Here is a 12,688-nt window from a genome sequence, read left to right as displayed (position 1 = left end):
CCGCCGTCGTCCTGACGGCGGCGCACCTTCGACTTACGGAGTTCCGGCGCCGTCCCCCGGCGGCTCCGCGACATCGGCCACCGCCTGGGCGAAGGCGTGCGGCGCCTCGGCCGGGAGGTGGTGCCCTGCGTGTGGGACCCGGCGATGCTCGCGCGGCCCGGTGAACAGGTGCGCCTGTGGGGTGCCGTCGGTCGCCGGGAAGTTGCCGTCCGCCTCGCCGTCCAGCGTGATGGTCGGGACGCTGATGGGCGGCGCCGACGCCAGCGCGTGCTCGAGGTCTTCGTACTTCGGCGCCCCCGGCGCGAGTCCGAGCCGATGACGGTAGGAGTGGATCACGACGTCGACGTAGTCGGGGTTGTCGAACGCGGCGGCGGCGCGATCCATCTCGGCATCGCTGAACGCCCACTCCGGCGAGTTGCGGCGCCAGATCACGTCGGCGATCTCGCGCCGGTTGGCATCGAGCCCTCGGCGTCCGCGATCGGTGGCGAAGTACCAGAAGTACCAGAATCCGGCTTCGAGATCCGGACGGATCGGCGTCTGCGAAGCGGCGATGTTCTGGATGAGATACCCGTTCACGGAGACGAGGCCGGAGATCCGCTCGGGCCACAGCGCCGCCACGACACAGGCGGCGCGCCCGCCCCAGTCGTAGCCGGCGAGGACAGGTTCGTCCAGATCGAGGGCATCGATGAACGCCAGGAGGTCGGAGCCGAGCGCCGCCTGCTCTCCGGTGCGAGGGGTGTCCTGATCGCGGAAGCGGGTGCCGCCGTGGCCGCGCAGATACGGGACGATGGCCCGGTATCCCGCTTCGACGAGCATCGGCGCGACTTCGACATAGCTGTGCACGTCGTACGGGTAGCCGTGCAGGAGCACGACGGGATCCGCCTGCGGGTCGCCGAGGTCGAAGTAGGCGACGGAGAGGTCTCCGGCGTCGACGCGCCTGGCCGGGGGAAACGGTGAGGGGGCAGAGGTCATGGTCGTTCCTTCTTTCGACGATGGTGCGGCGCCCCGCACCGCGGTGGCAGTGCGAGGCGCCGCGGTCAGGTCAGGCCGCGCTCGATGTCTGGCTTGCGACGTACGCCTTGCCGGCAGAGGCGATGACCTCGGCGACCATGTCGGGGTTCGACACGAGGGCGGCGTGCGATGCCCCCGCGATCTCACGCGTCCCCTGTGAGGAGGCGCGCTCCGCACCGGCGCGGAAGACGGCGACGGGGATGTTGAGGTCCTGATCGCCGAACACGTGCCACGACGGGATGCTCTTCCAGCCCGGGTTCGCCGCGGTGACCGCATCCGAGAGCGCCGCCTCCGTCACGGGCCGCTGGGTCGCGGCCATGAGGGCGGCGACGTCCTCCGCCACATCTGCCGCGAACTGGTGGTGGAAGGCCTCCGTGCGGATCGCGAACTCGTTGCCACCGGTCGTCACGGGGTGCGCGGTAAGGGTGTCGCCGAGGGTGCTTCCCGGCGCGCTCGTCGACAGGTCGAACGCGCTCTGGCCGGTCTCCGGGACGAACGCCGAGACGTAGACGAGACCGACGACGGCGGGGTTGTCGGCCGCGGCCTCGGTGATCACGATGCCGCCGTACGAGTGGCCGACGAGGATGACAGGACCTCCGACGGAGGCGATCACGTCGCGGACATACCTGGCGTCGACGGCGAGGCTGCGCAGCGGGTTCGCGGCGGCGACGACCGTCACGCCGTGGCTCTGCAGCCGGCTGATGACGCCGTTCCAGGAGGCAGACTCGGCGAACGCGCCGTGGACGAGGACGATGGTGGGCTTCTCGATGGACATGGTTTCTTCTTTCTTCCTGGGTGGGTGGTGCGGGGTCAGGCGACGGTCAGGGCTTTGCGCAGCACGTGGATGGCCTGCTCGATGGCGGCCGTGGTGGCGGCGGAGCTGCGCAGCGGGTTGAGCATCATGAAGTCGTGGATCGTGCCGTCGTAGCGCACGAGGGTCGTCCGCACGCCGGCCTCGATGAGCTTGCGGCCGTACGCCTCCCCCTCGTCGCGGAGCACATCGTTCTCGTCGACGATGAGCAGGGTCTCCGGCAGCCCCTCGAGTTCGCTGATCGGGGCGCGCAGCGGGGAGGCGGTCACGTCCTTGCGGGCTTCCACGTCGGGGAGGTAGCAGTCCCAGAACCAGGCCATCGCATCGGCGCGCAGGTGGTAACCCTCGGCGTACTCGCGGTAGCTCTCGGTGTTCTGGCCGGCGTCGGTGACCGGGTAGTACAGCGACTGGTGGAGGAAGACGACGTCGCCGCGGCGCTTGGCGAGGATGGCGACCACTGCGGCCATGTTCCCGCCGACGGAGTCTCCCGCGATGGCGAGACGAGAGGCGTCGAGGCCCCTACTCGCGCCGTCGTCGATGATCCAGCGCGCGGTCGCGTAGACCTGCTCGATCGCGACGGGGTGGTGGGCCTCCGGCGAGCGCTCATATTCGACGAAGACGATCGCCGCCTGCACGCCGTTCGCGAGTTCGCGCACCAGGCGGTCGTGCGTGCCGGAGTTGCCCAGCACCCAGCCCCCGCCGTGGACGTAGAGGACGACGGGCAGCTCGCCTGTCGCGCCGACGGGCTTGACGATGCGCACCTGCACGTCGCCGACCTCCGCGCGGACCGTGATCCACTCGTCGACGACATCCGCTTTCGCGATGGGGCCGGCCTGGACATCGTCCAGCAGCTTTCGGGCGCCGTCGACACCGAGGTCGGCGAGGAACGGCGGCTTTCCTGCGGCGTCGGCGAATGCCCGGGCTTCGGGCTCGAGTACATGGTCGGTCATGACAGGTCCTTTCGTGTGGGTTCGAGCCGGTCCGGATCGTCGCCGATCATGTGGCTCATGCAAGACAGGACCAGGTGAGGCCGAAGAATGTGACGTCGGAGCCGGTCGGCCACCCGTCGGTCGGTGTCACAACCGGTGCGCCTGCGCGGTCATGTTCGTACGGAGAGGATCCGGAACGGGCAATCGGCAACGAGGGAGAGACATGAGAATCACGGTCATCGGCGGAACGGGATTGATCGGAACGAGGCTCGTCCGCACGCTGCGAGCGAGCGGACATGATGTCGTCGCCGCCGCTCGCGCCACCGGCGTCAATTCGTACACGGGCGAAGGACTGGAGGATGCTCTGACCGGCGCGGACGTCGTCGTCGACGTCTCGAACTCCTCGTACACCGACGAGGAGGCCGCCCGCGACTTCTTCTACACCTCGACGATGAACCTGCTCACCTACGGCGAGGCCGCCGGAGTCCGCCATCACGTCGCACTCTCCGTCGTCGGCACCGACCGTCTGGCCCGTGCGGAGGGCGGTTACTTCGTGGCGAAAGAGCAGCAGGAGCGGATGATCGTCGAGTCGCGACGCCCATACTCCCTCGTGCACGCCACCCAGTTCTTCGAGTTCATCCGCAACATCACCGACCAGGCGGCGCGCAGCGGCGCCGTCCGTGTCGCGGATGTGCTCGTGCAGCCGATGGCCGCCGACGATGTCGCCGAAGCGGTCGCTCGCACGGCCGTCGGCGAACCGCTCTTCGGCATGGTGGAGTTCGGCGGTCCGGAGGTCTTCAGCCTCGAACAGATCGCCGCCCAGGATCTCCGGGCCCGGCAGGACGAGCGTGAAGTGGTCGCGGACCCTCTCGGCACCTATTTCGGAGCGCGTCTGCAGAACCGCGATCTGCTCCCCGAAGCGACCGCGACGATCGCTCCCACGAGGTACCACGAGTGGCGTATCGCGGCGACCGTCTGAAGACCAGACCGTGCGCGATGGCATCCGTCACAACGAGGGCTGCCACTCGGTCATAGCTGATGGGCACCCCTTCGGCGCCCCGGAAAGGAAGGCATGAAATGGCAAAGATCGTCGTCATCGGAGGAACCGGCCTCATCGGTTCGAAGGTCGTCGCGAAGCTGAGCGAGCACGGCCACGAGGCCGTCGCCGCCTCTCCCAACACCGGCGTCAACTCGCTCACCGGCGAAGGACTCGCCGAGGTCCTGGTCGGCGCGAACACGGTCGTCGACGTCTCCAACTCGCCGTCGTTCGAGGCCCAGGACGTCCTGAAGTTCTTCACCACCTCCACGCGCAACCTGCTGGCAGCCGAGGCGGAGGCGGGCGTGACCCACCACGTCGCGCTCACCATCGTGGGCACGAACCGCCCGCAGCACATCGACTACTTCGCCGCGAAGGTGGCGCAGGAGCAGCTCATCCGTGAGTCGGGCATCCCGTACTCCCTCGTGCACGCCACGCAGTTCTTCGAGTTCGTCGGCAGCATCGCCGATATCTCGACGGAGGGCGACACTGTGAGCCTGCCGGGCGCGCTGATCCAGCCCATCGCAGCCGAGGACGTGGCGACCGCCGTCGCGCGCGCTGCGGCGGGCGAACCGGCCGGCGACTTCGAGATCGCGGGCCCCGAGGCCATGGGCATGGACGAGTTCGCCCGGCGCGCGCTGACGTTCCGTGGCGACGCCCGCACGGTGGTCCGCGACGACACCGCTCCGTACTACGGCGCCGTGATCGAGGAGCGCACCCTCATCCCCGTCGAGGGCGCGCACATCTTCGAGACGACTCTCGAGGAATGGCTCCCGCTGAACCCGCCTCGCAAGTAGCGGAAGCGCACCGGCCCACACCACGAAGCGGGCACCCACTCGACCGAGAGAGGGTGCCCGCTTCTTCGGGTTACTGGTAGGTCACCGTCGTGTCACCCTGCGGGCCTTCACGCCCGCCGGAACCGCGCGGCCAGCGCCGGGTCGACGTCGACATCGCCGAAGGATGTCGTCCACGCGCCGTCCACGGCGATCGACTGACCGCTGAGATACGGGGCCTCGTCGGAGAGCAGGAAGGCCGTCACCGCGGCCACTTCATCGGAGCGGGCGATGCGTCCCATCGGCGGCCCTTCGGCGAGTCCACGCTCCTCGGCGGCGGGGTCGGGGGCTGCGGCGATCTTGGCTTCGAGGTGCGGCGTGCGCACGCCGCCGGGGGCCACGGTGTTGGCGCGGATGCCGAGGCGGCCGTAGCTCACCGCCACGCTGCGGGTCAGTGCGTCGATGCCGCCCTTGGTGAACTCGTAAGCCGCGTGGTCGGGGTGGCTGGCGCGGCCGTGGATCGAGCCGACGTTGACGATCGCCCCGGCGATGCCCTGATCGATGAACGCCGATACTGCGGTCGAGCAGCCCCAGATGTAGCCGAAGCCGTTGATGTCGAGGATCTCGCGCACGACACTCTCGTCGAGCTCGTGCAGCGGGGTGTGCTTCGTGATGCCGGCGTTGTTCACCCAGCCGGCCAGGGGAGCCCGTGCGATCGCTGCCTCTGCGGCCCGCTGGTGGACGGCGCGGTCGGAGGCGTCACCGAGAACGACCTCGGCCACGATCCCCTCCTCGACGGTGCCCGACCCGGGAGACCGCTCCAGCCCCACGACGATCCATCCGTCGGCGGTGAGTCGCTCGGCGATGGCGCGCCCGATGCCCTTTCCGCTGCCGGTCACCACGACGCTGCGTGCGGATTCGGTCATGATGTGTCCCTCTCGGCGCTGAAGTGGGTCGGATGCACTTCCCGTTTGCTATAGCAATCACGAGCATAGCCGGGAGGATGGTCGTCAGCGCAAGCGGAACGGCGTCGAACACCACTCGATTCTCCCGATGCGGACGCTCTCCGCTCAGACGGCGACTGCGGTGACCGACGCGTGCGGGCGACGACCTTCCTGCACACGGGTCTCGCTGTCGACGACCGTGAAACCTGCCTGTTCCAGGTGTCTGGACATCCCGTCGACCGACCAGAAATGCGCGGTCGTGACGGCATGAGGGAAGGGCTCGGCATCGCGGCCGTCGAAGAATCCGGCGAGCAGCACGCCCCCATCGCGAAGAGCGTGTCGCGCCTCGGCGAGGAGTGCGGGAAGCTCTCCTCGCGTCGCATGGATCAGCGAGTACCAGGCGAGGATGCCGCCCAGCGAGCCCCGCTCGACGCCGGGATCCGCGAGCGATGCGACGCGGTACGAGACGTGGGGGAACCGGATGCGAGCCGTGGTGATGAAGTCCGGCACCAGGTCGATCCCCTCCGCCTCGTGGCCTCGTTCGGCGAGGAATGCCGTCCAATGTCCCGGCCCGCAGCCGGCATCGAGGATGCGCCCTTCGACGCCGCCCGCCCACTGCCCGATCCGCTCCCGGTCGACCGCGTCCATCTGGGCGATGTCGCCCATGAGCTCGGTGTATTCGGTCGCCCGCGCGGCGTAGCTGTCGCGGATCCTTCGTTCACTCATCGATCCCCCTGTCGGTGTCGAACCTGGTCCGCCCACGGTATCCCGCACTCGAGACGTGATGTAACAGCTGTTACAGTTTCGATTGTGACGAATTCTGATGGATGGCTCGTACTGCTGGTCCAGGTGCCGGCGACGCCGTCGCGGCATCGGGTCGCGGTCTGGCGAGAGCTTCGTCAGTTCGGCGCGGTACCCGCGGGGCAGGGCACCTGGGTCGCTCCCGACGTGCCGGCGTGCGTCGCAGGAGTCGAGCGGGCTCGCGCGCTCGCCCAGCGCGGTGAGGGCGACATCCTCGTGCTGCGCACCCCGGCCGACGGGGGCGACACCGCCGCGCTGCGCGAACTCTTCGATGCGGCGCGGGCCGACGACTGGGCGGAGTTCGTCGCCGACTGCGACAAGTACCGGGCCGAGATCGCCCGCGAGATCGAGAAGAGGAAGTTCACGCTGGCTGAGCTCGAGGAGGAGGAGCAGAGCCTGGACCGCCTGCAGCGCTGGCACCGGACGATCCGCAGCCGGGACGTGTTCGAGTCTCCGTCCGCGAAAGAGGCCGATGTGCGACTCGCGGCCTGCGTGACCGATCTCGCACGGTTCGCCGATCTCGTCTATCAGGCCGTCCACGCGTGAGCGGGCAGCTGCCGTCCGCGACGGGAACGACGGGCACGATCGCGCCTCTCTACGCCGCGGGCTTCGTCACCGCCTTCGGCGCGCACAGCATCGCGGCCGGCCTCGGCGCGACCGGCGCGGACATCGGCCTCGACCTGCTGCGCCTCGGCGCACTCCTCGCGATCTACGACCTGGCCGAGGTGTTCCTCAAGCCTGTGTTCGGCTCCCTGGCCGACCGGATCGGCGCGAAACCCGTGATCGTCTTCGGGCTGCTGGCGTTCGGACTCGTGTCGCTCATCGGTCTGTGGTCGTCGAGCACCGTGGCCCTCGCGGTCGCGCGCCTCGGACAGGGTGCCGCGGCATCCGCCTTCTCCCCCGCTGCATCGGCGACGGTCGCCCGCCTGGCCGCACCCGGCGCGAAAGGGAAGTACTTCGGCCGATACGGATCATGGAAGGGCCTCGGCTACACGCTCGGCCCGCTGCTCGGTGCGGGGCTCCTCTTCCTCGGCGGGTTCGCACTGGTCTTCGCCACCCTGAGCGTGGTGGCGATCGTCACGGCGATCTGGGTGGCGATCGCACTCCCGCGCATCGAGCCGCTTCCCCGCCCCCGCTACACGGTCGCCGACCTCATCCGTCAGACGACCGAGCGCGGGTTCCTCATCCCCACCCTCGTGCTCGCCGCGTCGACGGGTGCGCTCGGGGCGGCGATCGGCTTCCTCCCCGCGCTTGCGACCGCGCAAGAGGCGCCCCTGTTCGCGAGCATCGCGATCGCCTCGGTGCTGGCACTGAGCTCGGCGCTCACGCAGCCCTGGGCCGGACGCTTCCGCGACAGCGCGCGTCTGAGCGATCGCGCCGCGATGGCCGTGGGACTGGGGATCATCGCCGCCGGCATCCTGGTCGCCGCCGTCTCGCCGGCACTGCCCACGCTCTATCTCGCCGCGGGACTGCTCGGCATCGGGATCGGCGTCGCCACCCCGTTCGCGTTCGCACACCTCGCCGACACGACCCCGCCCGAGCGGATGGGGCGCACGATGGGAACGGCCGAGCTCGGCCGGGAACTGGGCGATGCTGGAGGTCCGTTGCTCGTCGGCGGCGTGGCTGTGGTCGCGACCCTGCCGCTCGGACTCGGGGCGCTCGCACTCGTCGTCGCGGCTGCGGCCGCTTCCACCCGAGCGCTGCCGCGGGTGCCGGCGGTGTCCGACGGCCCGGATAGCATCCGACCATGATCACTGGAAGCCGCTGGGTCGTCACGGGTGCTGCAGGAACCATTGGCTCCGCGCTGCGCACAGCCCTCGCCGAGCAGCAGGTCGAGCTGGTGTCCACCGACATCCGCCCGACGTCGCCGGTCGGCCCCGATGACTCCGTCACGAAGATGGACCTCGGCGACCTGGAGTCACTCGTCGAGCTGTTCGCCGGCGCCGACGGGGTCATCCATCTCGGCGGGATCGCCGACGAGGCTGACTTCCACGACCTGACCGAGGTGAACATCGTCGGGACCTACCACGTCTTGGAGGCTGCTCGACGTGCCGGAGTTCCCCGAGTGGTCTTCGCGAGCAGCAACCGGCTGACAGGGATGTATCCCGCCGGCGAGCGCGTCTCGCCGGACATGCCGCCCCGTCCCGACGGCTTCTACGGGGTGGCCAAGGTGGCGGGCGAAGCGCTCTGCCGGCTCTACGCCGACAAGTTCGACATCAGCACGGTCTCGGTGCGCATCGGCAGCTATGAGCAGCGACCGGGATCCGCACGCGAACAGCGCACCTGGCTCAGCCCTGCGGATGCCGTGCGCGCGTTCCTCGCCGCGATGACCACGACCGAGCACACGGCCGTCTTCTACGCCGTGTCCGCGAACACGACGCGCTGGTGGGATCTCGACGCGGGAGCGTCGATCGGCTTCACGCCGCAGGACGATGCCGCCGACTGGGGTGCCGAAGAGCCGCTCGATGCGTCGATGCCGCAGGGCGGAACGTACGCGAGCGCGGAGTACTCGACCGACCGGATGCGCCGGTAATCGCGCGGCCCGGCTCGATCCCACAGGGAGGGATGGAACCGGATGCCGGCGGGAGACGAATAACCAGTGTGAGCAACGACAACGACATCATCCGTGAATCGTTCGACGCCGCGGAGCGATTCTCCGAGATCTTCGAACGACATATCGACGCGGTCTCCGGCTATGTCGCCCGCCGCGTCGGACCGGCGGCGAGAGACGACGTCGTGAGCGAGACCTTCCTGATCGCGTTCCGCAAGCGCGGGCGCTACGACATGTCCAGGCCATCGGCGCTGCCGTGGCTGATGGGCATCGCGACGAACGTCCTCGGCCAGCATCGCCGCGCACAGGCCCAGCACTGGCGAGCTCTGCAGGCGTCCGTCGCCCAGAGCGAGCCCGTCGCCGCGGACGACCACGATCGGTCGTCCGCTCAGCTCGATGCGGCCGGGGAGATCGAGCGCCTCTATCCGCGGATCGCAGCCCTCTCCGCCCGCGACCGGGAAGTCCTCTTCCTGCACGCGTGGGGAGACCTCACCTACGAGCAGATCGCCGCCGCGCTGCGGATTCCGGTCGGCACGGTGCGATCGAGGCTGAGCCGCATCCGCACCAAACTCGCGGCCCCACCGCCGTCGCCACCACCGAAGGCTCCGCATGAGCCCCGGCCCGCGACCGCACACATCCGACTTGCTGAGAAAGAGATCATCCATGGACATCCTTGACACGGTGCGGGAGATGAAGCCCACCTACCCCGCGTCTTCGCAGGCTCCCCGTCGCGCCCTCCACCAGGAGATCGCCCGGTCGCGACGCCGACGCCCCCTCGGACGCATCGTCGCGGTGGCGCTGGCAGGCACGGCCGTCGCCGCGGTGGCGGTGACAGCCACCGTCCTCACTCCCCCGGGAGTCGTCGGCCAGCCGCAAGCGGCCTCGGCATCGACCTACCTCAACGAGACCGCGGCATCCATCCGCGCCGCCGTCGCCGCGCCGATGGAAGTGACGATCACGACGCGGCACCTGGGCATGATCGGCGGCCCGAACGAGAAGTTCCTGCCGTTCGGGAACCTCAGGACGGATGCGATCGCTGCCGTCGTCACCGAGTCGAGCGCGACCTATCTCAGCGCGACCGACGGCACATATTCGCTCACCGGTCGCACCGACATCCATGCCGCAGAGCTGTTCGGGAACGAGGCAGAGGTCGAGAGGGTGTGGACGGGCTACTACGGCGCGGCGTATCCGATCGGCGCGGCTCCTGCGACGTCGACCGAGGTCGAGCCGGGCGAGGGCGATGCGACGCTTCCCGTCTCCCCCACGGACTTCCCCGCCGACCCGGCGGCATTCCTCGCCGCGTGGGAGCGTGGCATGGAATCGCAGCTCGTCGCTGAGAAGGCTGCCGCGGCGAAGATGCCCCAGGACGGCGATCCTGAGACCAACGGGCTGTACGACAGCATCGAGGAGCGGCTCGCGATACCGGCCGCAGAGCACATGCTGAACGAGCTCGGGCATTCGGTGCCCATCCTGACGGCATCCCCCGAGTATCGAGCGACGTTCCTCGAGGCGCTCGCGCTGGCCGACGGGATCACCGTCGAGGAGGGTGCCACGGCCGACAAGGTGCTCGTCTACGAGACCGACGACGCCCGGTTCCGCCTGACGGTCAACCCCGAGGCGGGCGCCATCGTCGAGATCGAGAAGTTCCTGCTCCGCGTGCTCCCGGAGCCGTGGAGCAACCACACGAAGGACGACCCGCTCGTCGAGGTCGGAACGACACCGTTTTTGCCGGAGGACGTGGCGGACTTCTCCGCATCCTTCACGGCTGCACCCGCGGACTGACGCGTCCGCACCTCGTGCCCTTCTCATCCGCGATGCCGGGTGAGGAGGGCACGTCGCCGTTCACGGCACGGTGGCCCGCGTCTCAGCGCGAGGACGGGTTTACCGGCTCCTCCGCTTCACACGCTCATCTGAGCGCGATCGCGCCCAGACCGTCGGAGGCGATCGCTCCCGATGACATCCCTGGAACGAGGACGCACGGCTGATAGCTGACGCCCGACTGTCGAGCTGCGGGATCATCCGCCAGCAAGGCCTCGGCCGCCACTCGCCCCAGACTGTTCAGCTGCGGGTCCACCGAGGTGAGGAATCGATCGGGACTCCCGCTGTACTTCGACCAGTTGTCGTAGCCGACCAATGCGACGTCGTCCGGGACCCGGACCCCCGCCTGTTCGAAGGCACGGGCGACGCCCAGAGCGATGTAGTCGTTGCCGCAGAACACGGCGTCGAACTCACCTCGCCGTTCGAGCAGCTCGAGACCGGCCCGGTAGCCCCACGGAATGGTCCAGTCACCGAACAGGGGTTCCGACAGCGCGATCTCGATGCCGGCTCCGGCGAGCTCGGCACGAAAACCGCTCAGACGATCCTGGACCGCCCGCGAATACTCCATCGCGGTCACGTGCGCGATCCTCGTTCTCCCCTGGCGAAGGAGGTGCGCGGCGGCAAGCCGCCCGGCCTGCACATCGTCAGGGAGGAAGCACGTGTCCTCCGGGTTGTCCGAGAGTCCGAAGACGTGGATCACGGGCGTCTGGAACGACTCCGATATCGAGGGGAACGGTACGTCCGTGCCGTCACCCACCACGATGATCCCGTCGACTCGGCGGGCCTGCAGCGTGCGAAGGTTCTGCGGCCGGGCGGCGACATTGTCCTCATCGTCGTAGACGAGCACGGCGACATCGTGCTTGCTGAGCTCCGCGATTATCCCTGTGATGACGGGAGTCGAGAAGTTGCCCGATGCCTTCTGCGCGAGAACACCGACGGTGAAACTGCGCCCCAGCGCGAACGACTGCGCGAGCGCGTTGGGCCGGAAGTCCAGTCGCGCGGCGGCCTCATGGATACGCTGCCGCGTCTCGACGGAGACATGTCCGCCGCCGTTGAGTACGCGGGAAACCGTGGGCACGGAGACACCCGACTCCGCCGCGACGTCCTTCAAGGTCACCGGCCGCCTCATCGCGCTCCTTCCCGACCCGTCATCCTCTCAGGATCCCACGAGCCGCCGCGCACCGCGCATTTCTATGACCCCACCAGGTCCGAGATCGTCAGCCCCGACAACCAGGACTCGTTCATCGTGACCTCCGCGTCGTCGACCGCACGGTCATGTGTGGATTCGAACATCTCGCGCGCGAGGATCTGCGCGGCGATCGCACGGTCCTCGGGAGCCGCCATGTCCAGCCTCTCGGCCGCCTCCGGTCGAGCGCGTATCAATGCATCCAGGGCGCCCGGATCGCCCGTCAACGCGGCGGCGTCCGCCTTCTCCTGCTCCGATGCCGCATCCGCCATCTCCTGAAACTCATACTGCTCGAGGGTCTTCTCGACCGGCCCGTAGAGCACTTCCCCTGCCTCGGAGGCCGCCTGACGGGCGGCGTTGTCGGCGTTCCACCGATCGACCAGGCTCTTGAAGGACGCGTCGTCGATGAGTGCGAGGCGGACCGCCCCCTGCCGCTGGACGACACCGTCGATGCAGCGGGCAGCTGCCTGATCCACCAGCAGCTCGCCCGCACGGCTGTCGCGCACCGGCCCCGCGTCATCCACGGCCCACCCCTTCTTGGTCGCGGTGTCCCAGACAGCGGCGCGAACCTGCCCGACGCAGTACCGGAACTCATCCGCATGAACCTTCGTTCCGTTCACGGTCATGGCGATGTCGTTCTTGGTGTCACCCGGTGGTACGGGCGCGGGAGCGCACGCGCAGAACCCCAGCGCCATGAAGAGGGCGATGCACGCCGCAACGTACGGTCGTCTCACTGGTGCTTCCTTTCGGTCTGTTGCCCTGGCCACCGCTTCGGTTCCCACCTCCGCAGGGTGTTCGTACGACCTATGCGCCGACCGTTCGAACACC

The 12,688-nt window shown here is 69.0% G+C and carries 14 protein-coding genes; 7 read left to right on the top strand and 7 right to left on the bottom strand.

The window, feature by feature from the left end; genetic code table 11:
* Positions 1–33: 33 nt before the first annotated feature.
* From ACIOTO_RS07885 to ACIOTO_RS07875, 3 genes are all read right to left on the bottom strand, one after another.
* Complete coding sequence (locus tag ACIOTO_RS07885; RefSeq protein ID WP_400857327.1) at positions 34–972, bottom strand: alpha/beta fold hydrolase; 939 nt, start codon at positions 970–972, stop codon at positions 34–36.
* 70 nt (positions 973–1,042) lie between these two features.
* The gene (locus tag ACIOTO_RS07880; protein ID WP_400857326.1) at positions 1,043–1,786 is read right to left on the bottom strand and encodes an alpha/beta fold hydrolase; all 744 of its coding nucleotides are present in this window, start codon (positions 1,784–1,786) and stop codon (positions 1,043–1,045) included.
* Between the two features lie 35 nt (positions 1,787–1,821).
* The gene (locus tag ACIOTO_RS07875) at positions 1,822–2,772 is read right to left on the bottom strand and encodes an alpha/beta hydrolase (protein ID WP_400857325.1); all 951 of its coding nucleotides are present in this window, start codon (positions 2,770–2,772) and stop codon (positions 1,822–1,824) included.
* 202 nt (positions 2,773–2,974) lie between these two features.
* Between ACIOTO_RS07875 and ACIOTO_RS07870 the strand changes: the two genes are divergently transcribed.
* Both ACIOTO_RS07870 and ACIOTO_RS07865 read left to right on the top strand, forming a co-directional pair.
* Positions 2,975–3,730, top strand: a complete 756-nt coding sequence (locus ACIOTO_RS07870; RefSeq protein ID WP_091030537.1) for an SDR family oxidoreductase — start codon at positions 2,975–2,977, stop codon at positions 3,728–3,730.
* A gap of 98 nt (positions 3,731–3,828) precedes the next feature.
* On the top strand, positions 3,829–4,584 hold the full coding sequence (locus ACIOTO_RS07865; RefSeq protein ID WP_400857323.1) for an SDR family oxidoreductase: 756 nt from the start codon (positions 3,829–3,831) through the stop codon (positions 4,582–4,584).
* A gap of 107 nt (positions 4,585–4,691) precedes the next feature.
* Here ACIOTO_RS07865 and ACIOTO_RS07860 read toward each other — a convergent pair whose 3' ends face one another.
* Both ACIOTO_RS07860 and ACIOTO_RS07855 read right to left on the bottom strand, forming a co-directional pair.
* Complete coding sequence (locus ACIOTO_RS07860) at positions 4,692–5,486, bottom strand: SDR family NAD(P)-dependent oxidoreductase (RefSeq protein ID WP_400857322.1); 795 nt, start codon at positions 5,484–5,486, stop codon at positions 4,692–4,694.
* Between the two features lie 144 nt (positions 5,487–5,630).
* Positions 5,631–6,230: a class I SAM-dependent methyltransferase gene (locus ACIOTO_RS07855; protein WP_400857321.1), complete on the bottom strand. Its 600-nt coding sequence runs from the start codon at positions 6,228–6,230 to the stop codon at positions 5,631–5,633.
* 84 nt (positions 6,231–6,314) lie between these two features.
* On the opposite strand from ACIOTO_RS07855, the gene ACIOTO_RS07850 reads away from it, so the two are divergent.
* From ACIOTO_RS07850 to ACIOTO_RS07830, 5 genes are all read left to right on the top strand, one after another.
* Entirely contained in the window at positions 6,315–6,851 is a 537-nt protein-coding gene (locus ACIOTO_RS07850; protein ID WP_400857320.1) for a Chromate resistance protein ChrB, read from the top strand.
* Entirely contained in the window at positions 6,848–8,056 is a 1,209-nt protein-coding gene (locus ACIOTO_RS07845; protein ID WP_400857319.1) for an MFS transporter, read from the top strand. Before ACIOTO_RS07850 ends, ACIOTO_RS07845 begins: the two co-directional genes overlap by 4 nt.
* Positions 8,053–8,838 carry an NAD-dependent epimerase/dehydratase family protein gene (locus ACIOTO_RS07840; protein ID WP_400857318.1) on the top strand — a complete coding sequence of 262 codons (786 nt, stop codon included), beginning with the start codon at positions 8,053–8,055 and terminating at the stop codon, positions 8,836–8,838. Before ACIOTO_RS07845 ends, ACIOTO_RS07840 begins: the two co-directional genes overlap by 4 nt.
* Before the next feature lie 68 nt (positions 8,839–8,906).
* A complete protein-coding gene (locus tag ACIOTO_RS07835) occupies positions 8,907–9,533 on the top strand; it encodes an RNA polymerase sigma factor (RefSeq protein WP_400857317.1) in 627 nt (208 codons plus the stop codon).
* On the top strand, positions 9,520–10,638 hold the full coding sequence (locus ACIOTO_RS07830; RefSeq protein WP_400857316.1) for a hypothetical protein: 1,119 nt from the start codon (positions 9,520–9,522) through the stop codon (positions 10,636–10,638). The genes ACIOTO_RS07835 and ACIOTO_RS07830 overlap by 14 nt, the downstream gene beginning before the upstream one ends.
* Positions 10,639–10,762: 124 nt before the next feature.
* Here the strand turns inward: ACIOTO_RS07830 and ACIOTO_RS07825 are convergent, their stop codons facing one another.
* Together ACIOTO_RS07825 and ACIOTO_RS07820 are read right to left on the bottom strand one after the other, a co-directional pair.
* Positions 10,763–11,791: a LacI family DNA-binding transcriptional regulator gene (locus tag ACIOTO_RS07825; protein ID WP_400857315.1), complete on the bottom strand. Its 1,029-nt coding sequence runs from the start codon at positions 11,789–11,791 to the stop codon at positions 10,763–10,765.
* 74 nt (positions 11,792–11,865) lie between these two features.
* Positions 11,866–12,594, bottom strand: coding sequence for a hypothetical protein (locus ACIOTO_RS07820; RefSeq protein WP_400857313.1), 729 nt, complete (start codon positions 12,592–12,594; stop codon positions 11,866–11,868).
* Between the last annotated feature and the right edge of the window lie 94 nt (positions 12,595–12,688).

The organism is Microbacterium sp. NPDC087592, from assembly GCF_044743585.1.
In the GTDB taxonomy this organism is placed as follows: Bacteria; Actinomycetota; Actinomycetes; order Actinomycetales; family Microbacteriaceae; genus Microbacterium.
Note: the sequence above shows the minus strand (reverse complement) of the source record. Positions and strands in the feature narration are given on the sequence as shown.

What these genes read in the sequence shown, in the direction of transcription:
- ACIOTO_RS07885 (WP_400857327.1), bottom strand. Translation starts at nt 972, where the DNA reads ATGACCTCTGCCCCCTCACCGTTTCCCCCGGCCAGGCGCGTCGACGCC.
- ACIOTO_RS07880 (WP_400857326.1), bottom strand. Translation starts at nt 1,786, where the DNA reads ATGTCCATCGAGAAGCCCACCATCGTCCTCGTCCACGGCGCGTTCGCC.
- ACIOTO_RS07875 (WP_400857325.1), bottom strand. Translation starts at nt 2,772, where the DNA reads ATGACCGACCATGTACTCGAGCCCGAAGCCCGGGCATTCGCCGACGCC.
- ACIOTO_RS07870 (WP_091030537.1), top strand. Translation starts at nt 2,975, where the DNA reads ATGAGAATCACGGTCATCGGCGGAACGGGATTGATCGGAACGAGGCTC.
- ACIOTO_RS07865 (WP_400857323.1), top strand. Translation starts at nt 3,829, where the DNA reads ATGGCAAAGATCGTCGTCATCGGAGGAACCGGCCTCATCGGTTCGAAG.
- ACIOTO_RS07860 (WP_400857322.1), bottom strand. Translation starts at nt 5,486, where the DNA reads ATGACCGAATCCGCACGCAGCGTCGTGGTGACCGGCAGCGGAAAGGGC.
- ACIOTO_RS07855 (WP_400857321.1), bottom strand. Translation starts at nt 6,230, where the DNA reads ATGAGTGAACGAAGGATCCGCGACAGCTACGCCGCGCGGGCGACCGAA.
- ACIOTO_RS07840 (WP_400857318.1), top strand. Translation starts at nt 8,053, where the DNA reads ATGATCACTGGAAGCCGCTGGGTCGTCACGGGTGCTGCAGGAACCATT.
- ACIOTO_RS07830 (WP_400857316.1), top strand. Translation starts at nt 9,520, where the DNA reads ATGGACATCCTTGACACGGTGCGGGAGATGAAGCCCACCTACCCCGCG.